Source organism: Pandoraea horticolens (assembly GCF_902459555.1).
Taxonomy (GTDB): Bacteria; Pseudomonadota; Gammaproteobacteria; order Burkholderiales; family Burkholderiaceae; genus Pandoraea; species Pandoraea horticolens.
Window position 1 is genome coordinate 22,460 of record NZ_CABPSM010000017.1, and the last position, 26,458, is coordinate 48,917.

General features: G+C 63.3%; 26 protein-coding genes. 13 read left to right on the plus strand and 13 right to left on the minus strand.

The genetic code is table 11. The features are described from left to right. Positions 1-20: 20 nt before the first annotated feature. Entirely contained in the window at positions 21-944 is a 924-nt protein-coding gene (locus PHO31112_RS22130) for a LysR family transcriptional regulator (protein ID WP_150623141.1), read from the minus strand. A 160-nt stretch (positions 945-1,104) separates the two neighbouring features. On the opposite strand from PHO31112_RS22130, the gene PHO31112_RS22135 reads away from it, so the two are divergent. Together PHO31112_RS22135 and PHO31112_RS22140 are read left to right on the plus strand one after the other, a co-directional pair. Continuing rightward, positions 1,105-1,707 carry a chromate transporter gene (locus PHO31112_RS22135; protein WP_150623143.1) on the plus strand — a complete coding sequence of 201 codons (603 nt, stop codon included), beginning with the start codon at positions 1,105-1,107 and terminating at the stop codon, positions 1,705-1,707. Next, positions 1,704-2,234: a chromate transporter gene (locus tag PHO31112_RS22140; RefSeq protein ID WP_150623145.1), complete on the plus strand. Its 531-nt coding sequence runs from the start codon at positions 1,704-1,706 to the stop codon at positions 2,232-2,234. Before PHO31112_RS22135 ends, PHO31112_RS22140 begins: the two co-directional genes overlap by 4 nt. Before the next feature lie 20 nt (positions 2,235-2,254). On the opposite strand, the gene PHO31112_RS22145 is transcribed toward PHO31112_RS22140, so the two are convergent. After that, the gene (locus PHO31112_RS22145; protein WP_150623147.1) at positions 2,255-3,601 is read right to left on the minus strand and encodes a hypothetical protein; all 1,347 of its coding nucleotides are present in this window, start codon (positions 3,599-3,601) and stop codon (positions 2,255-2,257) included. Between the two features lie 157 nt (positions 3,602-3,758). On the opposite strand from PHO31112_RS22145, the gene PHO31112_RS22150 reads away from it, so the two are divergent. The 3 genes from PHO31112_RS22150 (at position 3,759) to PHO31112_RS22160 (ending at position 7,370) form a co-directional block, all read left to right on the plus strand. After that, the gene (locus tag PHO31112_RS22150) at positions 3,759-4,385 is read left to right on the plus strand and encodes a LysE family translocator (RefSeq protein WP_150623149.1); all 627 of its coding nucleotides are present in this window, start codon (positions 3,759-3,761) and stop codon (positions 4,383-4,385) included. Between the two features lie 207 nt (positions 4,386-4,592). Then, positions 4,593-5,339, plus strand: a complete 747-nt coding sequence (locus tag PHO31112_RS22155) for a DUF3047 domain-containing protein (RefSeq protein WP_150623272.1) — start codon at positions 4,593-4,595, stop codon at positions 5,337-5,339. 246 nt (positions 5,340-5,585) lie between these two features. Next, positions 5,586-7,370, plus strand: coding sequence for a peptidoglycan D,D-transpeptidase FtsI family protein (locus PHO31112_RS22160; RefSeq protein WP_150623151.1), 1,785 nt, complete (start codon positions 5,586-5,588; stop codon positions 7,368-7,370). Between the two features lie 144 nt (positions 7,371-7,514). Here the strand turns inward: PHO31112_RS22160 and PHO31112_RS27235 are convergent, their stop codons facing one another. From PHO31112_RS27235 to PHO31112_RS22180, 5 genes are all read right to left on the minus strand, one after another. Then, positions 7,515-7,880, minus strand: a complete 366-nt coding sequence (locus PHO31112_RS27235; RefSeq protein ID WP_010808614.1) for a cytochrome o ubiquinol oxidase subunit IV — start codon at positions 7,878-7,880, stop codon at positions 7,515-7,517. Continuing rightward, positions 7,881-8,507: a cytochrome o ubiquinol oxidase subunit III gene (locus PHO31112_RS27240; RefSeq protein ID WP_174995835.1), complete on the minus strand. Its 627-nt coding sequence runs from the start codon at positions 8,505-8,507 to the stop codon at positions 7,881-7,883. Positions 8,508-8,509: 2 nt separating this feature from the next. Further along, positions 8,510-10,489, minus strand: a complete 1,980-nt coding sequence (gene cyoB / locus PHO31112_RS22170; RefSeq protein WP_150623274.1) for a cytochrome o ubiquinol oxidase subunit I — start codon at positions 10,487-10,489, stop codon at positions 8,510-8,512. 15 nt (positions 10,490-10,504) lie between these two features. Beyond that, positions 10,505-11,566 carry a ubiquinol oxidase subunit II gene (gene cyoA / locus PHO31112_RS22175; protein ID WP_150623153.1) on the minus strand — a complete coding sequence of 354 codons (1,062 nt, stop codon included), beginning with the start codon at positions 11,564-11,566 and terminating at the stop codon, positions 10,505-10,507. A gap of 510 nt (positions 11,567-12,076) precedes the next feature. After that, positions 12,077-12,706 (minus strand): LysE family translocator, encoded by a 630-nt coding sequence (locus PHO31112_RS22180; RefSeq protein ID WP_150623155.1) that lies wholly within the window; start codon positions 12,704-12,706, stop codon positions 12,077-12,079. A 268-nt stretch (positions 12,707-12,974) separates the two neighbouring features. On the opposite strand from PHO31112_RS22180, the gene PHO31112_RS22185 reads away from it, so the two are divergent. Further along, complete coding sequence (locus PHO31112_RS22185; protein WP_010808609.1) at positions 12,975-13,439, plus strand: Lrp/AsnC family transcriptional regulator; 465 nt, start codon at positions 12,975-12,977, stop codon at positions 13,437-13,439. Between the two features lie 80 nt (positions 13,440-13,519). Further along, positions 13,520-15,046 (plus strand): sensor domain-containing diguanylate cyclase, encoded by a 1,527-nt coding sequence (locus PHO31112_RS22190; protein ID WP_425495227.1) that lies wholly within the window; start codon positions 13,520-13,522, stop codon positions 15,044-15,046. Here PHO31112_RS22190 and PHO31112_RS22195 read toward each other — a convergent pair. Beyond that, positions 14,986-16,002, minus strand: coding sequence for a LysR substrate-binding domain-containing protein (locus PHO31112_RS22195; protein WP_150623158.1), 1,017 nt, complete (start codon positions 16,000-16,002; stop codon positions 14,986-14,988). The two genes, PHO31112_RS22190 and PHO31112_RS22195, sit on opposite strands and share 61 nt — an antisense overlap. Beyond that, on the minus strand, positions 15,999-17,483 hold the full coding sequence (locus tag PHO31112_RS22200; RefSeq protein ID WP_150623160.1) for an MFS transporter: 1,485 nt from the start codon (positions 17,481-17,483) through the stop codon (positions 15,999-16,001). Before PHO31112_RS22200 ends, PHO31112_RS22195 begins: the two co-directional genes overlap by 4 nt. 65 nt (positions 17,484-17,548) lie before the next feature. Between PHO31112_RS22200 and PHO31112_RS22205 the strand changes: the two genes are divergently transcribed. Next, positions 17,549-18,214 carry a helix-turn-helix transcriptional regulator gene (locus PHO31112_RS22205; protein WP_150623162.1) on the plus strand — a complete coding sequence of 222 codons (666 nt, stop codon included), beginning with the start codon at positions 17,549-17,551 and terminating at the stop codon, positions 18,212-18,214. Between the two features lie 8 nt (positions 18,215-18,222). On the opposite strand, the gene PHO31112_RS22210 is transcribed toward PHO31112_RS22205, so the two are convergent. Then, the gene (locus PHO31112_RS22210) at positions 18,223-18,540 is read right to left on the minus strand and encodes a YnfA family protein (protein ID WP_150623164.1); all 318 of its coding nucleotides are present in this window, start codon (positions 18,538-18,540) and stop codon (positions 18,223-18,225) included. Positions 18,541-18,651: 111 nt separating this feature from the next. Between PHO31112_RS22210 and PHO31112_RS22215 the strand changes: the two genes are divergently transcribed. Then, the gene (locus PHO31112_RS22215) at positions 18,652-18,855 is read left to right on the plus strand and encodes a SlyX family protein (RefSeq protein WP_150623276.1); all 204 of its coding nucleotides are present in this window, start codon (positions 18,652-18,654) and stop codon (positions 18,853-18,855) included. Between the two features lie 170 nt (positions 18,856-19,025). Further along, positions 19,026-19,661, plus strand: a complete 636-nt coding sequence (locus tag PHO31112_RS22220; RefSeq protein WP_174995836.1) for a DUF1439 domain-containing protein — start codon at positions 19,026-19,028, stop codon at positions 19,659-19,661. 103 nt (positions 19,662-19,764) lie between these two features. Here the strand turns inward: PHO31112_RS22220 and PHO31112_RS22225 are convergent, their stop codons facing one another. From PHO31112_RS22225 to PHO31112_RS22235, 3 genes are all read right to left on the minus strand, one after another. Continuing rightward, on the minus strand, positions 19,765-20,190 hold the full coding sequence (locus tag PHO31112_RS22225; protein WP_150623166.1) for an organic hydroperoxide resistance protein: 426 nt from the start codon (positions 20,188-20,190) through the stop codon (positions 19,765-19,767). 413 nt (positions 20,191-20,603) lie between these two features. Then, positions 20,604-21,188, minus strand: a complete 585-nt coding sequence (locus tag PHO31112_RS22230; protein WP_150623168.1) for a TetR/AcrR family transcriptional regulator — start codon at positions 21,186-21,188, stop codon at positions 20,604-20,606. Positions 21,189-21,380: 192 nt separating this feature from the next. After that, positions 21,381-22,310 carry a LysR family transcriptional regulator gene (locus tag PHO31112_RS22235; protein ID WP_150623169.1) on the minus strand — a complete coding sequence of 310 codons (930 nt, stop codon included), beginning with the start codon at positions 22,308-22,310 and terminating at the stop codon, positions 21,381-21,383. A gap of 141 nt (positions 22,311-22,451) precedes the next feature. On the opposite strand from PHO31112_RS22235, the gene ilvD reads away from it, so the two are divergent. The 3 genes from ilvD to PHO31112_RS22250 are packed head-to-tail and all read left to right on the plus strand — an operon-like array spanning position 22,452 to position 26,458. Further along, entirely contained in the window at positions 22,452-24,152 is a 1,701-nt protein-coding gene (gene ilvD / locus PHO31112_RS22240; RefSeq protein WP_150623171.1) for a dihydroxy-acid dehydratase, read from the plus strand. Further along, positions 24,149-25,516, plus strand: coding sequence for an MFS transporter (locus PHO31112_RS22245; protein ID WP_150623173.1), 1,368 nt, complete (start codon positions 24,149-24,151; stop codon positions 25,514-25,516). Before ilvD ends, PHO31112_RS22245 begins: the two co-directional genes overlap by 4 nt. 36 nt (positions 25,517-25,552) lie before the next feature. Next, the gene (locus tag PHO31112_RS22250) at positions 25,553-26,458 is read left to right on the plus strand and encodes a TauD/TfdA dioxygenase family protein (protein ID WP_150623175.1); all 906 of its coding nucleotides are present in this window, start codon (positions 25,553-25,555) and stop codon (positions 26,456-26,458) included.

Consider the following 26,458-nt stretch of genomic DNA (forward strand, 5'->3'; position numbering starts at 1 on the left):
TGGCGCAAACGCATCGCTCGTCACTCGGCGGCGAGCGTCTGCGCCGTTTCATTGACGTGATTCAGCAACCGTGCCGCCGGGCCGGCGAGCACGCCTTCGCGATGCGCACAGTACAGGGGCGCGCGCGGCGCAGGGGCGAGTGGTCGATAGACGATGCCCTCGACCTGCATGCGCATGAGTGAGGCGGGCACCACCGACACCCCCAGTCCGGCCGCCACGAGCGAGAGCGTCGTGAGCAGACGCGGCGCCTCCTGCTCGATGTTCGGGCTGAAGCCTGCGCCGTGGCACGCCGCGATGATGGCGTCGTATAGCCCCTGCCCCGTGCGGCGACGATAGAGAATCAACTTCTCCGCCGCGATGGACGTCATCGGCACGGCCGCCTTGCCGGCGCGTCCCGTAAGCGCCAGCGGGTGTGCCGAGGGCACCGCAAGCACCATCGACTCTTCGAGCACCGGCACGAAGACGATCTGCCCGATATCGCCCTGCGGCTGACGAATGAACGCGACGTCCAGATGGCCGTCTCGCAGACCGTCGAGCAATTCGCTCGTGCTGCTCTCGTCGAGCATCAACGAGACCGACGGGGCATCGCGGCGGAACGCGCGAATCACCGTCGGCACGAACGGATGCAGCGCCGCCGAGCTGGTAAAACCCACGGACAACCGCCCTTTGATCCCCGCCGCGACACGGCGCACGTCGTCCACCGCCTGGTCGAGTTTGCGAACGACATCATGCGCGTCGCCGAGAAACGCCTGACCCGCGTCCGTGAGCGCCATGCCGCGCGGCAAACGCTCGAAGAGCGTCACGCCCAACTGCGTTTCGAGCACCCGGATCTGCTGCGAAAGCGGCGGTTGTCCAATGCCCAGACGCTCCGCCGCACGCGTCATATGCCCTGTTTCGGCCACGGCAATGAAATAGCGCAGCAAGCGTATGTCAATATTTGCCATATTAGTTCGATATGAATCGAGTCACTTCCATATATTGGACAATATAGCGCAATCATCCTACGCTCAAGGGGTTCCGCGCGGCGACTCGTGCATCTCTGCCCCGATGACACGCCCGGCCCGGCGCCCTCCACCGTAGTCCAGTTTTCATAACGAACCTGCCATGAACACTCCGGCCCCAACCACCTCTGCCACATCCGGCACACCCGCCACGGTACAAGTCCCTCCTGTCGCCGACGCCCCCAGTGTTCGCGCCCTCTTCTTCGGTTTCCTCGGTCTCGGCATGACGGCGTTCGGCGGCGCGTTGCCGCTGGCGAGGCGCATGATCGTCGAGAAACATCGATGGCTCACGCCGGCCGAATTCACCGATCTGCTGGGCCTGTGTCAGTTTTTGCCCGGCGGCAACATCATCAATCTGTCGGTCGCGCTCGGCATGCGCTTTCGTGGCTGGCGCGGCGCGCTCGCATCGATCCTCGGCCTGATAGCAGCGCCGTCTGCCGTGGTCATCGTGCTGGGCACGATCTATCAGCACTTTCAAAGCGATTCGCACGTAAAGCATCTCTTCGCCGGCCTCGCGGCGGCCGCAGCCGGCCTGTTGATTCAGATGGCATGGAAAGTGACGTGGCCACTGCGCAAGTCCCTCGCACTCGCCTGCGTGGCGGTGGCCTGCTTCATTGCGATTGCCGTGCTGCGCGTGCCGCTGGTGCTCACCATGCTCGTGATGACGCCGATCTCGATTTACGCCACGTGGCGGGTTTCGCAATGACCGGCACGCTCATCTCGCTCGCGCTCATCTTCACGCAGTTATCGGTGCTGGCGTTTGGTGGCGGTAACACGATCCTGCCGGAGATGGAGCGTCAGGTCGTCGAGCTGCACCACTGGATGACGTCGGAAGAATTCAGTGCGCTGTTTGCGCTAGGGCAGGCCGCGCCCGGCCCGAATCTCATGATCGTCACGCTCGTCGGCTGGCACGTGGCCGGCTGGCAAGGCATGCTCGTCACGTCGCTCGCAAAGTTTGGGCCGTCGTCGCTCATCACTGCGGGTGTCCTGCACTTGTGGGAGCGCTTCAAAGACCGGTCGTGGCGTCGCATCGTGCAGGCCGGCCTCGTGCCGATGACGGCCGGTCTTGTCGCCGCGAGTGCCGCACTCATTGCCGAAGCGTCGGCAACGTCATGGCTGCTCGCGGGCATCACTGCCTGCGTGGCAGTACTCGCGATCCGCACCCGTGTGCATCCGTTGTGGTGGCTCGCGGCAGGCAGCGTCGCGGGACTGCTGGGCGGGGCGTATCTGTAGCCCCGCGTGGGCGATGCCGGTTACGCCCTGCCTTCCTCACACACCTGCGCGAAATCCGCACGCCAGTGGTCACGGCCCAACGCGCGAATACCGTCGACCAGATGCATCCAGTCGGTGGACCCGATCACCAGCGACGGTGGGGTATCGCCGCGCGCCAATGCGGCGAGACGGGGTGGGCAAGGTTCCCGCATCTCGGGCTTGCCGGCCACCAGCATCACGCGGGCAAGCCATTGCGAGACATCGACCGGGATCGTCGACGTGACGACCTGCCCGGCCTGCGCCTGCGGCTCGTCGGACCAGTACCATGCGAAGCGCGCACTGACGCTCGCGCGTATTGCGATACCCAGAGCGTCGAGCACGCGGTCGCAGGTCAGCCCTCGCTGGGCGCCAGCCATCAGGGCGAATTCGCCGATATCGCGCCAGTCGGAGGCACTGCCGCAATCCTCCCGCACGCTCGCCGCCATCAACGCGACGACACGAGACCTGATACGCCGCAGCGCGTCGGGATGGGTCAGTAGCCGCCGCTCCCTGCGCGTTTCTTTCGAGAGATCGTTCGTTGTCTCGGCCGGATCGAAAAGCTGAATGTCGACCGGATGAACGGTAAACGTCGGCGAGCCCGCAACGTCGTGGCGCCAGTCGGGTTCGAGACGGTCGCACAGGAGTGCAAAGGCGCCGTCGAATCTGACCAGCGAGGGGCGAGCATCGTCCACGCGCAATGCCTCACGCATCGCCTGAGGCAGCCTGAAGCGCAGACCGTGCGCCAGAAGCTGACACAGCGAGGCCACTCTGTCGCTTTGGGCAACGCAGGTTTGCGGCGCATCGGCGATGTGAAGGATGAGAGCCTCCGCGATCTTCCGCTCGGCCAGCTTGCGCCCCGACGACGCGGCGCCCTGCGCGGCCCCCTCCGGGAGAGACCCATTAGCGAACATCTGCGTCGCGTCGAATGCCGCGAGGCATTGCCGCATCGAAGTGAGATCTGCCGGGGTACGGCGACGAAGTTGCGTCTGCGTCTGAAGCGCCCACTGGCGCTGCGCTTGGGCGCCCTCACCCAAGGCGTTCTCCAGCGCACGCCACTCCGGCCATAGATAGCGCACCGCCGCGCCAATGGTCAGCGCACTCAGCGCACAGGCGAACGCCACATCCGCCACACCTGCCGTGGCCGGCGCGCTGAGCGCCCGTTCCTGATGACGGCAGCCCGTGCTTTGCCATGCGTCGCTCAGTAAATGATGCAGGCCGCTGTCTCTCAGACACGCGGCGGCGCCTTTGAAGTCGCCCCGGAGTCCGTCGTAGACACAGTTCGCCACCTCGTAAGCCAGGTGCAGGAACGTACTCGGGGATGAGGATGCCGCATGAGGCACAAATGGCATATCGCTTCCTTGTTTTGACGTCGAAAATGCCAACATCCTCCGCTGAAGCCACGCGAGAGGCTTCGGCATTCGCTCAGCCCCCTATCGGGCACGTTGCTGCGGAATCTGGGATGATGTCGCCATTGCGTCGCCGCCGATTGTCCTGGAGAGAGACCCCATGCCGACCTTCGCCACCCTCGCCACGTTCGTTGTCGTCGTACTCGGGCTGTTTCTGATTCCCGGCCCGGCGGTATTGCTAACCATCACGCGCACCGTGCAAGGCGGGCGGCGTGCAGGCATCATGACGGGGATAGGGATTGCGCTGGGCGATCTCGTGCACACGCTGTGTGCAGCCGTGGGGCTCTCGGCGGTGCTGATGACCTCGGCACTGGCGTTCGATGTGGTGAAGTATGTGGGGGCCGCGTATCTGATCTATCTGGGTATCAAGGCATTGCGCGAGCGCCCGTCCGATCCGCAACTGCCCGTGACCCCGAAAGTCTCGCCCGGACGCGCCTTCGTGCAGGCGGTGGCCACCGAAGTGCTCAATCCGAAAACCGCCCTCTTCTTCCTCGCCTTCATGCCGCAGTTCGTGCATGCGAGCGAGGGCAATGTCTTCGCGCAGTTCCTGGTGCTGGGGCTGGTGTTCGTCGCGATGAGCGCGCTCTATACCGCAGCGATCGCGTTGTCGGTGCGCCCGCTCGGCAGGGTCGTGCGACGCTTCACAGGGTTGCTGCGCTGGCAGGGCAAGATCATCGGCACGATCTTCATCGGCCTCGGTCTGCGGGTTGCCATGCAGCAGCGCTGATCCCCTTGCCGTTGAGTCATCGATTGCCGTTGGTTGGGGGCGAGTTGGGGGCGAGTCCCCCCGGAGGCACGGGCCATCCGGCCGGTGCCAGCGGTGTCCCTGCCTACGCCGGAGTCGCTCACCATGCATCGTATCGTCTCGCCGCTTCGCTCGCCGGGCCACGTTAGCCGCCCTGTCAGCAGACCATCGCACCGGACTTCCTCGCCCATGAGGACCTTGGCGCTCGCGCTCAGCCTGATCGTCTGCGGGCTCGCCGCCACGGCGGCCAGCGCGGCCGACCCCGCGGCCGCCGCGCCGGTAGCCATCTCCTTCTCCAAAGCGAATCCGGGTAACGCACTGCCGCCCGGCTGGCAGAATTTGCCGGTCGTCAGCGGCAAGAAGCTCACCACCTACACGGTCGTCATCGATGGCGGACGCAATGTCATCGAAGCCAATTCGGTCGATTCGGCCTCGGCACTGATGGCCAAGGGAGACAGTGTCGACATCGCTGCGACGCCGGGCGTGACGTGGCGCTGGAAAGTCGACAAAGCCATCCCAGGCGCCGATAACCGCGTCGGCGACAAAGAGGATTCGCCCGCGCGGCTGGTGTTTGTCTTCGATGGCGATAAATCCTCGCTGCCCTTCGGCGACCGTGCGGCGATGACGCTAGCCAAGGTCGGCGGCGAAGATCTTCCCTACGCCACGCTGATGTACATCTGGTCTAACGACGCGGCGCCGGGCAGTGTCATCCAGAACCCGCACACCGACCGGGTGCAGATGCTTGTGGTGGCGGGCGGCGATGGGTCGCTCGGCAAATGGCAGACCTTCTCGCGTAACCTCGCGGCGGATTACGAACGCATCTATCAGGAGAAGCCGGGCAAGCTGCTCGGCTACGGCATCTTCACCGACAGTGACAACACCCATGCAAGTGCGCATGCATGGTACGGAGACATCCGGGTCGGCCCGGCCAAATAGCGCGCGATGTCTTCCCCGGCGGTCGAGCCCTCTCGCCGGGAAAATCCGCCCCCGGTTTCATCAGCCGACACCCATGCAAAAAGCATGTTCGATCGCATCGAAAAAAACTCTGAAAGCCCCACCTGACGGGGCTTTTGCGCTATTGCAACAGTCGCTTGCGTGCTACGCTATCTCGCCTAGAATTTGAGCCAGAGTTTGTTGATCGGTTCATTGCTGTTCACGCCTCTCACCGCCTTCGCGAGCGCCATGCAAAAGAATCGCCAGCCCAAGGACGTTACGTTCGCCTCCAGTCCGGTATTGCAGTCGCGCATGTCGTTGTGGCGCTCCAAACTCGTCGTCATCATGATCACCCTCGCGTTCATCGGGCTGGTCGTGCGAGCGTTCTGGATTGCGGGCCCCGGCAACGGTTTCTATATAGCGCAGGGCGAAAAACGTTACGAGCACACCATCGTCATGCCTGCGGTGCGCGGCAAGATCGAAGATCGGGATGGCCGCGTGCTCGCAACCAGTCTGCCGATGCGCACCGTCTGGGCGGTGCCCGCCGAAGTGCCCGACGACCTGTCCGACAGCGACATTCAGAAGGCCAGCAAGCTGCTCGACATCCCCGCGAAGGAACTGCGCACCAAGCTCATCGGCGAGAAGAAGTTCGTTTATGTGAAGCGGCAAGTATCGCCGGAAATCGGCAAGCAGGTCGAAGCGCTCGGCATTCCGGGCGTCTACGAAAGCAGCGAATACAAGCGGTTCTACCCCGAAGGCGACGTTGCGGCGCACGTCGTGGGCTTCACCAACGTTGAAGACAAGGGGCAGGAGGGCATGGAGCTGGGCGAAGAGCCGCTGCTCGAGGGCACGGCGGGCGTGCGGCGCGTCATCAAGGACCGCATCGGCCGGACCATTCAGGACCTCGACGACTCCAGCCCCCCGCGCGACGGCAAGGACATTCACCTCACGCTCGACACCCGCGTGCAATACATCGCCTACGCGGCGCTGAAGAACGCGCTCGATCGCACGGGCGCGAAAGCCGCCATGGCGGTCGTGATCGATGCGAAAACAGGTCAGGTGCTCGCGTTGGCCAACTTTCCGACATACAACCCGAACGACCGCGAGCATCTGACGGGCGAACAACTGCGCAACCGCGTGTTCACCGATGTCTTCGAGCCGGGCTCGATTCTCAAGCCCTTCACCATGGCGCTGGCGCTGGACCTGCATCGTCTGACGCCGGCCACGCTCATCGACACCGGTCCGGGGCGATACGTCTTCGAAGGCGCGACCATCAGCGACGACAGCGCGAACGGCGTGCTCACGGCGGCCGGCGTCATCCAGAAGTCGAGCAACATCGGCATGACCAAGGTGTCGACCATGCTGCGCGCCGAAGAAATGTGGGACATGTTCACCGAGATCGGTCTGGGTCAGCAGCCTAAGCTGGGCTTCCCGGGGGCGGTGTCGGGCCGTTTGCGCCCGTATAAGTCGTGGCGGCGCATCGAGCAGGCGACGATGGCCTACGGCTACGGAATTTCTGCGTCGCTGTTCCAGTTGGCGCGCGCGTACACGATCTTCGCCAACGACGGCGTGCTCGTGCCCATCTCCATCGTCAAGCCGGATACACCGGCGCAGCCCGAGGGCGTGCGCGTGATCGATGCGCGCACGGCCGTCGAGATGCGCAAGATGCTGGCCGCCGTGGTCGATACGGGCGGCACCGCCACCACGGCGCAGGTGGCCGGTTACAGCATCGGCGGGAAGACCGGCACGGCCTACAAGGCGGGCGCACACGGTTACGACCATTCGAAGTACCGGGCGTCGTTCGTGGGGATTGCGCCGTTGTCGGCGCCGCGTCTGGTGATTGCCGTGTCGGTGGACGAGCCGAAAGCGTCGCAACACTTTGGCGGGCAGGCCGCCGGGCCTGCGTTTGCGGAGATCGCGTCGCAGGCGTTGCCGTTGCTGGGCATTCGGCCGGATCTGCCGGTGCGTCCGGGGGTGATTCTGGCGGCACCGACCTCGGATACGCCGCCGGAGGACAAAGCGCCTCACGGATAACTCTCATCGGCTCCGTGGGGCATCGGCGCTCAACACCCTCCGTCCTCCCCGAACACCCATCACGAATGCCCATAAAAAAAGGCGGCCCGGAATTCCGAAGCCGCCTTTTTCACTTGCCCCGAACCGGCGGGCAAGTTCGGGAACTTACATTCCCGGCATCATCAACGAGTTGGCGTTGTGCATGATCCACAGCGAGCCGACCAGCACGATGGCCACGATCAGCACGGTGAACAGAAACGCCATCACGTTCCAGCGCTGTTCCGACGAGCGGTCCATGTGCAGGAAGTAGATCAGGTGGACGATGATCTGCACGAGGGCGGCGCCGAGAATCAGCGGCAGCACCGTCGACGGCGGCATCGTGCCATCCATCACCAGCTTGAACGGCACGACCGTCAGGATCACCGCGAGCACGAAGCCGATCAGGTACGACTTCACGCTGCCGTGGCTGCCACCGGCCGCATTGTGGCCAGCGTCGTGGCCGTGCGATTGCACCGATTTGCTATTGCTCATTTACATCGCTCCCATCAGGTACACGACCGTGAACACGCCGATCCAGACCACGTCCAAGAAGTGCCAGAACAGCGACAGGCATTGCAGACGCGTGGTGTTGGTGGCGGTCAGGCCCTTCTTGCCGATCTGGAACATCAGAACGGCCATCCACAGCAGGCCCGAGGCCACGTGCAGACCGTGGGTCGCCACGAGCGCGAAGAACGACGACAGGAAACCGCTGCGGTTCGGGCCGGCACCTTCGAGAATCAGGTGGTGGAACTCATACAGTTCCATCGCGATAAACGCGGCGCCCAGCAGCCACGTGATCGCCAGCCAACCCTGCACAGCGCCCTTCTTGCCGTTGTGCAGACCGATCATGGCAAAGCCATAGGTGATCGACGAGAACAACAGGATGAACGTTTCGACCAGCACGAACTTCAGGTCGAAGAGTTCCTTGCCGGTCGGGCCGCCGGCCGTCGCGTCGCGCAATACGGCGAACGTCGCGAACAGGCTGGCGAACAGTACCAGGTCGGTCATCAGGTACACCCAGAAACCGAAGATCGTGTTGCCCCCGGTATCGTGGTGCGCGTGGTCGTGCGCATGCGCATCGGCATGCGCGCCAGAGTGTTTGAGAACTTCGCTCGTCATGATTAAGCCTTTGCTGCTGTGGCCAGTGCCTGATGGTGAGCCGATTCAATGGCCACCACTTCCGGCGACTGCACGTAGTAGTCGATCGAATCGTCGTTGCTGCGGCAGATGAACGTCAAGATCATGCCGGCGAAGCCAACGATAGCCAGCCACCAGATGTGCCAGATGGCCGCGAAACCGAACACCAGCGAGAACGCACTGATGATGAAACCGGCGCCGGTGTTCTTCGGCATGTGGATCGGGGCGTAGCTCGTCTTCAGATCGCTCTTGATGCCGTGCGCCTTGCGATAGGCCAGCTCGTCGACGTCATGCACGCGCGGCTCTTCGGCAAAGTTGTAGAACTGCGGCGGCGACGACGTCATCCACTCCAGCGTACGGCCGTTCCAGGGGTCGCCCGTGGTGTCGGCCAGCGCCTTGCGGTTCTTGATCGAGACAACCAGTTGCAGCACCTGGAAACCGATACCGGCGGCGATGAACAGCGCACCAATCAGCGCGGCGATCAGCCACGGCTGCCAATCCGGGTTGCTGTAGTGGTTCAGGCGACGGGTCATGCCCATCAGGCCCAGCACATACAGCGGCATGAACGCGAGGTAGAAGCCGATCAGCCAGCACCAGAAGCTTGCCTTGCCCAGACGTTCGTCGAGCTTGAAGCCGAAGGCCTTCGGGAACCAGTAGTTCATACCGGCGATGTAACCGAACAGCACGCCGCCGATGATCACGTTGTGGAAGTGAGCAATCAGGAACAGCGAGTTGTGCAGCACGAAGTCGGCGCCCGGCACGGCCAGCAGCACGCCGGTCATACCACCGATCACGAACGTGACGATGAAGCCCAGCGTCCACAGCACCGGCACGGTCATTTGCACGCGACCGCGGTACATCGTGAACAGCCAGTTGAAGATCTTCACGCCGGTCGGGATCGAGATAATCATCGTCGCGATACCGAAGAAGGCGTTCACGTTGGCACCGGAGCCCATCGTGAAGAAGTGGTGCGCCCACACGAGGAACGACAGCACCATGATCGCGGCCGTGGCGTACACCATCGACTTGTAGCCGAACAGCTTCTTGCCCGAGAACGTCGAGATGATTTCCGAGAAGATACCGAACGCCGGCAAGATCAGGATGTACACCTCCGGGTGCCCCCAGATCCAGATCAGGTTGATGTACATCATCGGGTTGCCGCCCAACTCATTCGTGAAGAAATGGAAGTCGAGGTAGCGGTCCAGCGAGAGCAGCGCCAGGGTCACCGTCAGCACCGGGAATGCAGCGCACACCAGCACCATCGTGCACAGCGAGGTCCAGGTGAAGATCGGCATCTTCATCAGGTTCATGCCCGGCGCGCGCATCTTCAGAATCGTGACGACGAAGTTCACACCGGTGAGCAACGTCCCCAGACCCGATATCTGCAAGGCCCAGATGTAGTAATCCACCCCCACGCCCGGACTATATTGAATGCCCGAGAGCGGCGGGTAAGCCAGCCAGCCCGTGCGAGCGAATTCACCCAGGCCCAGCGACAGGTTCACCAGCGCAGCGCCGGCCACGAACAGCCAGAACGACAGCGTGTTCAGGAACGGGAACGCCACGTCGCGTGCGCCGATCTGCAGCGGCACCACGAGGTTCACCAGCCCCGTCATGAAAGGCATCGCCACGAAGAAGATCATGATCACGCCGTGGGCGGTGAAGATCTGGTCGTAGTGATCCGGCGGGAGAATACCGCCCGAGTTGTGGGCGAGCGCCAGTTGCGTACGCATCATCATGGCGTCGGCAAAGCCGCGCAACAGCATGACGAGCGAGACGAGCACGTACATCACGCCGATCTTCTTGTGATCGACCGACGTGACCCACTCGTTCCACAGGTACTTCCATTTGCCGAAGTAGGTGAGCAACGCGACGATGCCCAGTACCCCGAGCACCATCATGCCGACCGCGCCGACGATGATCGGCTCGTGGTACGGAATGGCTTCGAGAGTCAGTTTGCCAAACAGCGTTGACATTGTTGTTTACTCCTTGTGCGCGTGCGCGGCCGTACCGGCGTGCATCGCGTGCGCGCCGGCGTTGTCCATGGCCATGGTCGTCGACTGGCCGTTCTGCCCATTCGCAGCGGCGGCCGGAGCCGTCGCGGCGTCAGCGCCCGCGCCCTTCATTTCCATCTTCATGTCCATGCCCTTCATTTCCATGGCGCCGTGGTTTTCATGGCCTTCGTGCTGCTCGGCCATGCCCGTTGCCATCGGGGCGTGCAGGATCGATTCGAACATCTTCGCGTCGACCGAGCTGTAGTACGTGACCGGCGTGTTCTCGCTCATCGGCACGAGCGAAGCGTAGGTATCCTTATCCAGGACCTTCTTCGACTCACGCACCTTGGCGACCCATTGCTGGAAGTCGCTGTCGGTCATCGCCAGCGTCTTGAAACGCATGCCCGAGAAGCCGCCGCCGCTGTAGTTCGCCGAAATGCCGTCGTACGAGCCGACGTGATTGGCGATCAGGTGCAGCTTCGTTTCCATACCAGCCATCGAGTAGATCTGGCTACCCAATTGCGGAATGAAGAACGAATTCATGATCGATTCCGAGGTGATCTTGAAATTCACCGGGGTATCGACCGGAACGGCCAACTCGTTGATCGACGCAATGCCCTGTTCCGGGTAGATGAACAACCATTTGTAGTTCATCGACACGACTTCGACCGTAATCGGCTTCACTTCGCTTTCCAGCGGCTTGTACGGATCGAGTTCGTGGGTGGTGACCCAGGTAATGCGCGCGAGAATCGCAATGATGATGATCGGCACGAGCCAGACCACGACCTCAATGGCCGTCGAGTGCGACCAGTTCGGCTCATAGCGCGCCGACTTGTTGCTCGCGCGATACTTCCACGCGAACCACAGCGTCATCAGGATGACCGGAATCACCACAATCAACATCAGCCAGGTGGCCGTGAGGATCAGGTTCTTGTTCTCTACTCCGATCTGCCCCTTAGGGTCGAGCAGCGTCATGCCGCAGCCAGCCAAAAGCAGCGGCGAGCACAAGGCGAGGAGCCTAAACAATCGCGGGTTTCTGTGTTTCTTCATGTCACACGACAGGGTTGAGTTGGCCAGCGAACGGCGCAACACGGGCTTACCGGCCTGATGCAGGGTCGCAGGAGGTTGGCAAGGGTTAAGGTGGGACGGGAGCAGTCGTCGCGCCGGTATTGCACCGGTCGAACTACGACGACCGTGTCATCGAAAAGACGGGAACCGGGGCAGATTGCCGCCCGCAGACCTCAAGTCACTGTCCGACTTCTTGTCTTTTACTTCCATCACGGTGCGGCATTATGCCGAAGTTTAATTAGGCCGGACATCGCGCACCTGCTGGCGCGACAATGTGTCGCGCAGGCTTCACGCGTACGCGCGCGACGATTTCCAAGCAGATCGGCACCTGTTTGGCGGTAAACGCTGTGCAATGCAGCAATTCGGAAAGGTTCTTGGATTTCAAGAGGTGCGACGTTGTGTCGCACCTTGTTTTGCGGTGTCGCAGCGAAATGCACCGACTTGGTGCGAAAGATCGCTGGAATGTAGGTGAGATGTATTGTGCCCGGCTTTTCAGTCGAGCGACAAGCGCACGGCGAACGCCATGAGCGCAGCGCCGAACGACCAGCGTTGTATTTTTTGTGCAAGCGGACGGGTGCGCAACCAGCGCGCGATGCGGGCCGCGCCGAACGCGAGCGCGACATCGAAAATTGCCCCCACGACCAGCAACAGCACGCCGAGTTCGAGCACTTGAGTCCAGACCGGGCCGGCTTCGGCGCGGATGAACTGGGGCAGCAGCACCGAACAGAACAGCAGCGCCTTCGGGTTGAGCACGCTCGAGAGCACGCCGCGCCGCACAGCGTGCGAGAGCGGCACGGCAGCCTGCGTTGGCGCCTCGGTCATCTCCATGCCGAAGGCCGGCGAGCGCCAGATCTGGATGGCCACCCATGCAAGGTAGAGCGCGCCCGCGATACGCACCGTCTCGAATAGCCACGGCGCCGCGCGCAGCAGCGCCGCCACACCGCACGCCGAGAGGGTCACATGTCCGGCGCGCGCCAGCGCCAGTCCGCCGGCGGAGGCCAGGCCGTGTCGCACGCCGCGCGTCATGCTCGTCTGCATGACCAGCGCCATGTCCGGGCCGGGCAATGCGTAGACGACGATCAGAGCGCCGACGAAAACGGTGAGCAACTGCAGCGAAACCATGATTTTTCCCCTGACGGCAAGAGTGGCCAAAACGAGATTAATGATCCCGCCAAATAACGAGAGATACATGGCGTTTTCCACCCAATATTATTTATATATATGGCGCATTCCACCAATAATAACCATATAATCGAAAAATCCCCCAACGTCGTCAGGTGCAGCATTACCGACAGGCTTAATCCGGAAGGATGAGGGCAACACTTTCCCGTCATCGCAGATCGTGGTGGAATGCCATCTTTGCAGCAGCTTTCGTAGCGGGATACCAACAATGAACGAACTCGACGCCATCGATCAGGCGATTCTCGCCATCGTCCAACGCGATGGCCGCATCTCCAACGCCCGGCTCGCCGAGCGTGTGGCGCTCTCCGAAACGCCCTGCGCACGGCGTTTGAAACGCCTCGAAGCCGAGGGCTACATCACGGGTTATCGGGCCGAACTGTCGCACCGCGCGCTGGGTCTGGGCGTGACGGCCTTCGTCCATGTACGCTTTGCCGTGCACGACCGCGCGCTGTCCGAGCAATTCGAGCGCGAAGTGCAAGCCATCGACCGGATCGTGTCGTGCCACAACATTTCCGGCAGCGCGGACTATCTGCTCGGGGTAGTCGCCACCGATCTCGACGATTACGGCATGTTCACGCGCGACGTGCTGCGCGCCCTGCCCGGCGTGTCGTCGATCGAATCGATGCTGTCGCTGCGCGAAGTCAAACGCGATACCGGCGCGCCGTTGCTGTAATTCGACTCACAGTGGCGTGGCGCGAGTTTGCCCGTAAAATATCGGGCTGACCCGACCTTAGGTGCCTCATGCCGGACGCCATGCCTGCCGTACCTTCCCAGCCGACCGCCTCGTCTTACGCTGCCAATGGCGCCAGCGGCGCGAGTGACGACGCACTGATGTTCGACCTCGCGCCGGTCTCCCTCTGGCTCGAAGACTTCAGCGGCGTGAAGCAGTTGTTCGACGAATGGCGTGCACAAGGTGTCACCGACCTGCGCGCCCACTTCAAGACCGACCCGGCCCATGTCTCGGCATGCTCGCGACGCATTCGCGTCATCAAGGTCAATCGCCGGACATTGACGATGTTCAACGCAGCGTCGCTCGATACGCTCGTGGCCAACCTGCCGCGCGTGTTCCGCGACGACATGCTCAAGACCCACGTCGAAGAGCTTTGCCAACTGTGGGACGGTCGCACGCACTTCACGAGCAAGACCGTCAACTACACGCTCGACGGCCGCCGTCTGGATGTGCTGCTCAACGGCTCGGTACTGCCCGGCCACGAAAGCACCTTCGAGCGCGTGCTGATCTCGCTCGAAGACGTGACCGAACTCGAGCACGCACGCCAGCGCGTGACAATGGGCGAGGAATATGCGCGAGGCCTCTTCGAGTACTCACCAGTCTCGTTATGGGTCGAGGATTTCAGCGCGATCAAACTGCTGCTCGACGATGCCCGCTCACGCGGCATTACCGACTTCCGCACTTTCACCGACGTTCACCCCGAATTCGTCGAGCGCTGCATGAACGAGATCCACGTGCTCGATGTGAACCGCCACACGCTGGCGATGTTCGTCGCGCCCGACAAAGCCACCCTGCTCGCCCGCCTGCCCGATGTGTTTCGCGACGACATGCGGCACAACTTCCGCGAGCAGTTGATCGACCTATGGGACAACAAGCTCTTCCAGCAACGCGAAGTCATCAACTACGCGCTCGACGGCAATGAGATCAACGTCCATCTTCAATTCGCGGTGCTGCCGGGTCACGAGCCGCGCTGGGATCTGGTGCTCGTTGCCCTCACAGACATCACCGCGCGCAAGAAGGCCGAGTCGTATCTCGAATTCCTCGGCAAGCACGACGTGCTTACCAAGCTGCGCAACCGCTCGTTCTATGTGGACGAACTCAACCGGCTCGAGCGCAAGGGGCCGTACCCGGTGACGGTGATCGTGGCCGATCTGAATGGCCTGAAGCTCGTGAACGATCAGTTGGGGCATGCCGCCGGCGATGGGCTGCTGCGACGCGCAGGTGAAGTGCTGGGCAAGGCCATTGCCGCACCGCAGATTGCCGCGCGCATCGGCGGCGACGAGTTCGCCTTGCTGCTGCCCTCCACCGACACCACCGGCGGCGCGGCGATGATCGAGAGTATTCGCCAACTCGTGGAGTTGAACAATTCGTTCTATCCGGGCACGCCACTCTCATTCTCGATGGGCATGGCGACGTGCGAAGCCGGCGAGCGGCTCGAAGCCACGATTCAACGCGCCGATCTGCTGATGTACGAAGAAAAACGCAGTCACTATGCCGGTAGCGTGAACGAGCGGCGCGCGACTGACGGCACAGGCGGCAGCGGCGCGTAATCTCGTGCGTTGCCTAACGGCTCGCAGATTTGCGCGAGCCAGTCGACGAATGCGCGCACCCGTGGCGACACTCGCTTTTGCGACGGATACGCCACCGAGAGGCGCAGCGGTGGCGGCGGACACTCCGGCAGCACCGGCACCAGACGCCCCGACGTGAGATAGGGCGCGGCGGCCAGCAGCGTCGGTTGAATCAGCCCGAGGCCTTCGATTCCGGCCGCCAGATACGCCACTTCATCCCCCACATGCAACTGACCGCGCGTGCGCACGCACGTCGCGCGTCCACCGACCGTCAACCTCAGATCGCCGCAGCGCGTCGTGAGCGAGTTCGCCGTAGCGAGCGCGGACGGCGACGCCATAGACTCCGCCGGCGCCGTCAACCATTTCACCGACGTGTGCATCGCGAGGGCATCGAGATCGCCGGGCGTGCCTTGCATGTCGAGATAGCGACGGCTCGCACACGTCACGCGTGGCAGATCGCCCAGATGGCGCGCCACCAGTCGCGAGTCGGGCAACTCCCCCAACACCACACCGCAGTCCACGCCGTCACCGCGCCAGTCGCCGTGCGCCGGTGTAGCGTCCAGCGCGATCTCGAGGCCCGGATAGCGCGCCTGGAATTCGACGAGCGACGGCATGACGACCTCGCGCGCAATGACCGGCGGCAGCACGACGGCGAGGCGCCCGCGCAGTTGCGCCTGCGCACCGAACAGGCCCGACTCCACCTCCTCGACATCCGCCAGAATCGCCGCACAGCGCTCGAAGTACGCAGCCCCCTCCATCGTGAGTGCGACACGCCGCGTCGAACGCGTAAAGAGCGCCACGCCGAACCATCGCTCCAGATGCTGCACCTGGGTAGTGGCGGTCGTACGCGGTATGTCGAGCGACGCCGCCGCCTTGGTGAAGCTGCCGACTTCGGCTACACGCACAAAGGTGCGCATCGCGGTGATGCGATCGATCATGCTGCCTCCTGCTTCGTGACGGGAACGGCCACCCTGCCGCGCAACGCAATGACCGCCGCGCCCGCCGGGGCGAGGGCGAACAGCGCGAACAGCGCGAACAGCCAGACCGATGCGCGCTGCGCTTCGTCCAATGCACCTTGCGCCAGACCCGCAGAGTTCGCCACGAGCCCCGCAAGGGCCGACCCCAGCGCCATCGAATACAACTGCACTGTCGTGATCGACGCCGACGCAAGTGCCGCCTCGCCGGGACGCGCCGCCGTCATCACACGCGTGAGCAGATGCGGCCAGCCGATGCCCACCCCCACGCCCACGCCGAACAGCGCCACGCAAATGCTCGCGACACCTGCCGCACTCGCGAAGAGCGACGGTTGCGGCAGCAGCCACGCGAGGGCCAGCATGCCGAGCGTGACGATCACCGGGCCGAGACGCACGCGCCGCTCGGCGGCATCGCCATGTCGCCCCGCACTCGTCATCGACCCCACCGACCAGCCCGCCGCCATGAGCGCGGCGAGATATCCGGCGGCGAACGGCGTCTGAGCATGAATCGTCTGCAGGAAATACGGGATGTAGATTTCGCTCGTCATTGCCAGACCGAGCAGACTCATGACCGCGTACAGTCCACCCAGCCGCGTGCGCAGCGAATACGCACCCGTCGGCATGAGTCGCGGCATCGCGTGCCGCGCGCTACGCTCGCGCTGCGCGAGCCACCAGGCGAACACGAGTCCCACGAGCATCCAGATCGCGGCCAGCAGATGCGAGCCAACCACGGCGCCCAACGATATCGCCACGGCCGACGCACACAGCAAGACCACTTTGAACCACGGGATGACATGCGCGTCGCCGTGAGATGGCGACGACTCGCTGTCGTTCGCCATGGTGCGTCCGGCGGGCACCTGCGCGCGAATGATGAGGCCGAGTCCGACCACCACCGGCAACAGCGACCAGAATGCCCAGCGCCAGTGACCGAACTGCGCAAAGACGCCGCCCACGGCAGGCCCGCAAAGCGTAGCGACACCCCACATGCCCGAGACGAGCCCCATTGCCCGCGACCACAGAGGCGGTGCGAAGACGATGCGGATCAACGCATAACTGAGCGCCAGCAAAATGCCGCCGCCGAAGCCCTGCAACGTGCGGCCCGCGAGCATCCACGGCATGCTCGGCGCGGCCGCACACAGGATCGTGCCCGCGCTGAAACCCAACAGCGCCGTGACGTAGGCGGCGCGCGGACCCAGCGCCGTGAGCATCTTGGATGCCAGCACCGAGCCGAGAATCGACGCCACCACAAACAGCGTGGTGTTCCACGAATACAGATCCAACCCGCCGATCTCTTTGACGATGGACGGCAACACGGTCGTCGCCACATAGACGTTGGTGGCATGCAACGCCACCCCGCCGGCCAATGCCAGCGAACGCCAGCCGTTACTGCCGCTCAACAGATCGCGCCAGCCCGGCGCCGTGAGATTCGTCGTGTTCGTTGTCATGGATGGACAGCCGTGTGTCGGGCGACTAATATGCAAGAAAGTTCTTGGATATTACATGCCTCACCATGAATTACACAAATAACCACTTGGATAATAGGGCGGCGACGCCCGGCCCCGGCCACGAGCGCGTACTGCATTGGTTGAAGACGCAAGGCCCCGCCTCGACGGCAGAGGTGGCTTCTGCGTTGGGGATCACGGCCGAGGCGGCACGTCAGCAGGTGCAGAAGCTGGTCGCGGACGGGCTGCTCATCGGCGAGACGATGCCGTCACGCGGCGCGGGCCGTCCGCGTCAGGCGTGGGCACTCACGGAGGCGGGGCACAGCCGCTTTCCCGACGCCCACTCCCATCTCACTATCCAGTTGATTGGCTCGATTCGTCAGCTCTTCGGCGAAGACGGGCTGGACCGTCTGATTACGCAGCGTGCCGAGGAAACACGTGCGCAATACCGGCAGGCCGTCGACCCGCTGCCCGGCCTGTCGGCACGGCTGGAAAAGCTCGCGGAGATTCGCTCGTCGGAGGGCTATATGGCGCGCGTGGAGCGCGACGGCGACGACTGGCTGCTCATCGAAGATCACTGCCCGATCTGTGCGGCCGCGAAGACGTGTCAGGGCTTTTGCCGCACGGAGCTTGAGCTGTTTCAGGAACTCGTCGGCGAGCGCAGCACCGTGACACGCGAGACGCACATCCTCGCAGGCGGGCAGCGTTGCACATACCGCGTGCGCACACCGTGATTCGCCGCCTAGCGCGGTTGAAACGCAATCAGGCTCATGCCCGCAAGCGCGACGACCACACCGGCAACGTCCCACGGCGTCGGACGCATGCCGTCCACCAGCCACAACCATACGATGGCCGCGCCGATGTACACGCCGCCGTATGCGGCATAAACACGTCCGGCCGCTGCCGGGTGCAGCGTGAGCAGCCACGCGAACAGCGCCAGTGAAACGGCACCGGGCACGAGCAACCATGCGCTGCGATCCTGCTTTAGCCACAGCCAGGGCAAATAGCATCCGACGATTTCCGCCACTGCGGTCAGGATATAGAGCAGAAAGGTTTTCATGGTGCGATTATGCCCGGCGCCAATGCGACGCATCATGTCGCACCCGGTTCGGGCTCGCGAAGCACGCGATGACCTACAATGCCGCGTTCACCGGAGAAGCCCATGGAATCGTTGGAAACACGCGTCGTCGAACTCGAAGTCAAGGCCGCCTTTCAGGAAGACCTGCTCGAGACGCTCAACGAGATCGTCACGCGTCAGGAACAGCAGATCGATCTGCTGCAAAAGCAGCTCAAGGCGTTGTACCAGCAAATGCAGTCGCAGGGACAGAGCGGCCCCGACGGCAACCCGCGTCACGAAATCCCGCCGCATTATTGAAAAATTGAGCTTGGGTGGCCACAGCGCCACGGCCGGCACGCTTGCGCGATCCTTTTCATTGCCAGCGCGGGTCGATGCGGGGTTCAGAACGAATCCACGCCGTCCAGGTCACATCTTCATTGACGACTCAGGCTCGGCCGCGCCGTGCCCGTCCTTCGGACCTTCGCCCTATGATCTCTCGTCACAAGCCTCCCACGGCTGACCTCATCGACACCACCGAGTCTGCCGTGACCTCACGCCGCGACGCGCTGCGCCTCGCCGCCGCAGGGCTGCTCGGTGTGACGCTCGCCCCGCTCATGCGCTCCGCCGATGCCGCGTACAACATCTGGACCGGCGAGTACACGATGACGCGCAAGGAAATCGAGACAGCTATCGACAAGCGGTTTCCGACGACGCTCAATTACGGTCAATTGCTCTCTGTCGCACTGACCCATCCGCAGATCGGCTTCAATCCGCAGGCCAATCGCATCACCACACAGGTCGATGCGCAGGTGCAGAACGTGTTGCTGCAAGGCCAGCCACTGGCCGGGGTGCTCGCTATCTCCAGCGCGCTGAAATACGACCCGGTCAGACGCGCCGTGCTGCTCGACAACCCGAGCGTCGAGCGCGTGGACCTGAATGGCATGCCCGCTGCCTACAGTCAGCAATTGACGTCCGTTGGCGGCACCGTCGCTCAGCAGGTGCTCAACCAATATCCGATCTACACGTTCAAACCCGAGCAGTTGCGTTACGGCGGACGCGACGTCGAGCCGGGGGCCATCACCGTGCTGCCCGACGGCATCAAGGTCGAAGTGAAAACGAGGTGATCGGCACCACGACGCACGTCGCGCAATAGAAAAGGGCAGCCCCCCAGGGCTGCCCTTTTTGTCCGGCAACGTTCACCGGTGTATCACTAGGCTGCCGGTAAACTCAGACCACCGTCAACGTCACATCGATGTTGCCACGCGTGGCGTTGGAGTACGGGCACACGATGTGAGCCTTCTGCACCAAGGCTTCAACCGTGGCGCGATCCACACCCGGCACGCTGATCTTCAGTTCAGCCTGAATGCCGAAGCCGGTCGGGATCTGGCCGATACCAACGCTGCCGTCGATCTTCGTGTCGGCGGGCAACGTGATCTTCTCTTTACCGGCGACGAACTTCAGTGCGCCCAGGAAACAGGCCGAGTAACCAGCGGCGAAGAGTTGCTCCGGATTGGTGCCACCAACGCCGGGGCCGCCCATTTCCTTGGGAACCACCAGCTTGACGTCGAGCACGCCGTCCGAGGAAACGGCACGGCCGTCGCGGCCTCCGGTTGCGGTGGCGTGGGCGGTGTACAGCACTTTTTCGATCGACATGACGAACTCCTGGTATGTAGAAAATTTCACTTCCAAACTTCGACCGCCCCGGGCCGGCACGCCATCTTGGCGTTGCCTTCCGGCCGGACGATCAACCTGACATACGCGCGTCGGATAGCTGTCTTGACGCCTGCCGTGCGCGTGTGTTCCTGCGTCAACGGTGCCGATGCGCGGCCCGTGCTTCGCGCGTCGCTCTTCGTTCAGCGGCTCGCATGCACAGCGCTCAACGCCGTCAACGATCTTAATCCACCTGCGGGACACCGTTCGTGAACACCGGTCGGAACCCCGGCACCCGCCGTCCCGTTTCTTGCCTATCCGCATAATCTATCTATTACTAGATAGATTACTTAACCCAAATAAACGAGAGACCGGCCCCCGTTGTTCTGCTTCCCCGACGGCGCCGGGCCTTTTTCTCAGGCCACACCGCAAACGGCAGCCACCACATCCTCCACCCGTGACGGCGCCCGAAACAACCGCGAGGCCATCACACTGCCCTGAAACCCTGCGAACAGCGCGCGTGCCGTGGCGTCGGGCGACGAACTCAGCGTGAGCGATCCGTCTGTCACCCCCTGCGTCAACACACGCGCCAACCAGGCTTCATGGTGCGCAAAGAAGCGCTGTACAGCCTCACGAACCGTCTCGGGCAATGTCTCGATGTCGGCGGCCAACATGCCGCACAGACAGATCCGGTGACCGTCGGCCACGATGCGTCCGAACCCTTGCGCATACTGCGCCAGCTTCTGTGTCGGCGGCAACGCATCGTCGATACCGGCCAGCCCTTCGTCGACGAACGCGTCATATGCCTTGATCGCCTCGAGCACCAGATCTTCCTTGGCCGGAAAGTAATAGTGGATGCTCGATGTCTTCACCCCCACCCGCTCGGTCAAATCCCGATAGCTGAAGCCGTTGTAGCCTCGCGTCATCAGCAACATCTGCGCATGTTCGAGCAGTTGTTCCCTGACGGTCGGTGCAGCCGGCGATGTGGTTGTGCGGTTCATGAAACGAAATTTATCTACTAGTAGGTAGATAGTCAAGCCCTTTCGCGAATTAGGTCGATTGATTTTGCCGATGGCGGCGATAGCCGAGAAGTGTCCGCCCACACGCGGTAGCGCGATCAGAAGTCGATCCTGGCGTTCAGGCTGAGCTCATGACGATAGCTCACGAGACCGTGCTCGCGGCACGACGGGTCGTCACTCCACCGCCGAAGGTTGCTTCGGTGTACTCACCAACGCAGACATTACCTCGCGCATCCAAACGTTGGCCGGGTCGTTGTGAAATCGTGAATGCCAGTGCAGATGGAGGTCGTAGGCGGGGACATTGAATGGCAACGGCATGAGCCTTACCCGCGCGAAGTCGGCGAAGCGGCGGCCGACCGAAAGCGGCACCGTGGCAATCATGTTCGAGTCGGCGACGATGAACGGCACGCCCATGTAACGAGGCAAGGACAATCGCACGTTGCGATGCACCCCGAGCCGCTCCAGTGTCTTCTCGAACTGGTCGGCGCGACGCCCCTCCGGACGCACCGCCACGTGATCGGCCGCCTCGTACTCATCCTTCGTCATCGTTTGCCCAATGTCCGGATGATCGATCCGCATCACGCAGACAAACGAGTGCTGATACAGCAGCTTCTGACGAATCGATGCACTCTCGAGATCGGGGAACACCCCCACCGCCAGCGCGATATCGCCTTCGGTCAGTCCCGCCTCCAATTCCTGCGGCGTGGGTGCGACCGTCTTGATCTTCACGTGCGGCGCCACGCCGTCGAGATGTTTGAGCAAGCGCGGCAAGAACACCATTTCTCCGATGTCCGACATGCACATCACGAACGTCTCACGCGAAGACGCCGGGTGGAACGTCGGACGCGGCAGGATTTCGTCCTGAACCAGATACAGCATGCGCGTGACCGGCTCCGCCAATTCCTGCGCGCGTGCCGTGGGTTCCATGCCGCGCGCGGAGCGTACAAACAGCGGATCGTCGAACATCTGACGCAATTTCGACAGCGCAAAACTCATGGCCGGCTGACTCAACCCGAGCACGATGCCCGCCTGGGTCACGCTGCGCGTGCGCATCATCGCGTCAAAGGCCTTCAGGAGGTTCAGGTCAACCTGATGAATATCCATATTTTGGATTTGCCAAATAAATTGAATCGAATTGACGGATTATATTCGGCTACCTAGCATGAGTCACCGTCTTCGAGAGGCTCCGGAGAGTGCGTCCGAGACGGCGTTTTTCACCTAGAAAAAACGTTGGAGTGAGACACCATGCCTCGTCGTTTGCGAAGCAATTTCCCCCGTGGTTCCTATCTGTGGGCGGTGCGTGCCGCCCAATGGCGTGCCTTGGGCATCGCCGAAGAAGATCTCGAAAAACCGAAGATCGCCATCGTCAACTCATCTTCCGAGCTTGCCAGTTGCTTCAGTCACCTCGACGGGATCGCGACCGCGCTCAAGGAAGCCATTCGCGCCGCCGGCGCCCTGCCCTTCGAAATCCGTACGGCCGCGCCGAGCGACTTCATCACCGGAGCCGGTGCACGCGGCGCATACATTTTGTCGGCACGCGACCTCGTCACCAATGACATCGAAGTCGCCGTCGAAGGCGCGCTGCTCGACGGCATGGTATGCCTGGCCTCGTGCGACAAGACCGTACCCGGTCAGTTGATGGCGGCGGCCCGGCTGGACATTCCAAGCCTCATCGTGGCTTGCGGCTATCAGGCCAGCGGCGAGTACCGCGGCAAACACGTCGATATCGAAGACGTTTTCGTCGGCGCAATGCATGTGGTCACCGGCGGCCTGCCGGTGGACGAACTCGTCGGCATGGCCCGCAATGCGATTCGCGGGCCTGGCGTGTGCTCGGGTCTGGGTACGGCAAACTCGATGCATCTGGTGTGCGAAGCCCTCGGCATGGCGCTGCCGGGCAGCACACCGGTGGCCGCCAACAGCGCGCAAATGTTCGAGACGGTGCGTCAGGCAGGCAAACGCATCGTCGAAATGGTGGAGGCCGACCTCACCCCCCGCAAGATTCTCAGTCCCGGCGCATTCGCCAACGCCGCGATGGCAGTGCTCGCCGTCGGCGGCTCGATCAACAGCGTCAAGCATCTACAGGCGATCGCCAGCGAAGCGCAATGCGATGTCGACGTCTATCACCTGTTCGAATCGCTGGCCGACCCGATTCCGGTACTCACGGGCATTCGCCCTGTCGGAGACGACACTATCGAAGCGTTCGATGCGGCGGGCGGATCGCGCGGTGTACTGCGCCGTCTGTTGCCGTGGCTGCATGGCGACGCGATCACGGTCACCGGAACGACGATGGCGCAAAACGTGCAAGACGCGCCCATTCACGACGAGAACGTCATACGTCCGGTCGAGCGCCCCTTCGCGTCGCGCCCGGCCATCGTGCTCGTGCGCGGCAATCTCGCGCCGGAGGCGGGCATTGTGAAGTTCGGCATTTCCCCCGACAAGGCCCGCCGCTTTGAAGGCTCGGCGGTGTGCTTCGATACCTCCGACGCTGCCGTCGAGGCACTGCGTCGTGGCGACATCCGTCCCGGCCATGTGGTGGTCATGCGCGGTGCGGGCGTCTGTGGTGGCCCTGCGATGGGCGGCGGAGCATCGCGCGTGGTGTTCGCCATCGACGGCGCGGGGCTCAGCGAGTCGGTCGCGCTGCTCACCGACGGGCACCTCTCGGGACTCGTCTGCAAGGGCCTGGTCGTTGCGGAGATCTCGCCCGAAGCCGCTACCGGCGGGCCGCTCTCCCTCGTGCGCGATGGCGACACCATCGTCATCGATCTCGACACCCGCCGTTGCGACGTGCAACTGGACGACGCGCAGTGGGCCGAACGCAGCGAACAGCCGCGCGCACCGTCTGCCTCGTCGGCACGCGGGTGGCTCAAGCTGTATCGCGAGAACGTGTCGTCGATGCCGCAAGGCGCCGTGCTGAGCGGTCGACGCGACGACGGAGATCGCTCATGAGCGCCGCGCCCGCTGTCGACGTCGATCAGGCGATCGAAACGCAAAAAGTTGGCAGGTTCTCGATTCGCATCATCGTCCTGATGGGCCTGATGATGCTCACCGAGGGCTACGATCTCGGCGCGCTCTCGTTTGCCGCGCCCGCCATCGGCCGTGCGTGGGGCATCGGTCGCGGCGCACTGGGTCCGGCATTCGGCGCGTTCGTCTTCGGCACGATGCTCGGTGCGTTTGTCCTGGGTTATCTGGGCGATGTCATCGGACGCAAGCGCACGATTCTCATCGGCTCTGTCATTCTCGCCGTGCTCACGCTCGCCGTCGTATTCGCCAGCGACCTGCGCACCCTGCTCGTGCTGCGCTTTATCGCGGGCATCGGCATCGGCGGTGTCGTGCCCAATGCCATCGCGTACATGACGGAATTCGCCCCTCGCCGGTTGCGGGCCACCTGGGTCACGTTGATGTACACGGGATACAGCATCGGTACCGGGCTGGGCGGGGTGGTCGCGGCGTGGATGATTCCGCACTTCGGCTGGCAGGCCATTTTCGTCATCGGCGGTGTCGGGCCGTTGCTGGCCGCGGTCATGCTCGCCCTATGGGTGCCGGAGTCGATCCGCTTTCTCGCGCTGAAGGGCCGCCGTGCCGACGAGATCGCGCGCGTGGTTTCGCGGCTTCATCCTGGAAAGGTCTTCAACGCGCAGATGCGCTTCGTCGTCGGCAGCGAAGCCTCGGGGGCGCAACATGCGCGGCTGCGACAACTCTTCGCCGGGCGCCTGCGACGCATCACCCCCGTGCTGTGGGCCGTGTACGTCGCAAACTCCATGGCGCTGTTCTTCCTCGTGAGCTGGCTGCCGATGCTCATCGAAGCCATCGGCGTACTCCCGGAGCGGGCGGCCCTCGTGTCCAGCGCATTCTCGGTGGGCGGCACCATCGGCGGACTCGCCCTCATGCGATTCGTCGACACACGCGGCGCGCTGATCGTCGCCGTGTTGCCCGTCATCGGCTGCCCGCTGGTGGCCGCGCTCGGCGCCAATATTCCCGAGGGAATGCTGATCGCGGCGGTCTTCATGATCGGGTTTTGCGTCATCGGTACGCAGTTCGGCCTCAACGCGGTGGCAGCGATGGTCTATCCCACCGCCTTGCGCGCCAAGGGCGTGGGCGTGGCGGTGGGCATCCAGAAAATCGGCGCCATTGCGGGCCCGGTCATCGGCGGCGCCCTGCTCTCGCTTCACTGGCCTGTCAGCGCCTTGTTCTACTTTGGCGCCGTGCCGGTGGGCCTCGTGGCGATCTTCGCCTTCGCGCTCGGCATGCTCCATCGGCAAGACGATCCCGAACGCCCCGAGCACGCGCCGCACGCCGCCGGTTCTGCGTGACATCGCCCCTCAACAAGACATCCCAGAGGAACCAACATGCTTGACATCACGCCGCTGCGCGCGCCGACGGCGAACGCGAGCCAAACGGGGGAAGCGAACGGGACGAGCGAAACCGCTTTCGACTTCGTCGGTCAGGTGCATGGCTTCGACACCGCCGCGCCGGTCAACGCGAACACCGCACACGCCATTGACGACGCAATGACCCGTTACGGTGTCCTCGTCTTTCGCGGCCAGTCGCTCACGCCGCAGCAGCAACTGGATTTCGCCAGTGCGCTGGGGCCGCTCGATATCGGCTTCAAACGCGTCGCCAAACCGCACAACCGTCTCGGGTACGACACGCTCGCCGACATCTCCAATCTCGACGAAAGCGGTGCCGTCGCCAGTCGCGAGCACCGTCGCATCGTGGGCAATATCGCCAACCAGTTGTGGCACAGCGATAGTTCGTTCCAGCGCCCGTCTGCCCGCTACTCGATGCTCTATGCCGTGGTAGTGCCACCGGAAGGCGGGGAGACGGAATTCGCCGATATGCGCGCCGCGTTCGAGGCATTGCCGGCGTTGCAGCAAGCATCGCTGCGCGAGTTGCAGGCCGAACACGACGCTTTGCACTCACGCATTTTTCTCGGCGATACCGAGTACGACGCCGCTCAACGCGCCGCCATTCCCCCAACGGTCTGGCCGTTGGTGCGACGGCACCCCGGCGGCCGGTCGTCGTTGTTCATCGGGGCGCACGCCAGCCGCGTTCTCGACATGACACTCGCCGAGGGCCGCATGCTGCTGCTTGATCTGCTCGAACACGCCACGCAACCCGCCTTCGTCTATCGTCATACCTGGCAACCGGGCGATCTGGTGATCTGGGACAACCGATGCACATTGCATCGCGGCCGACGCTTCGACCTGACGCAGCGGCGCGAATTGCGACGTGCCACCACGCTCGACGCCTGA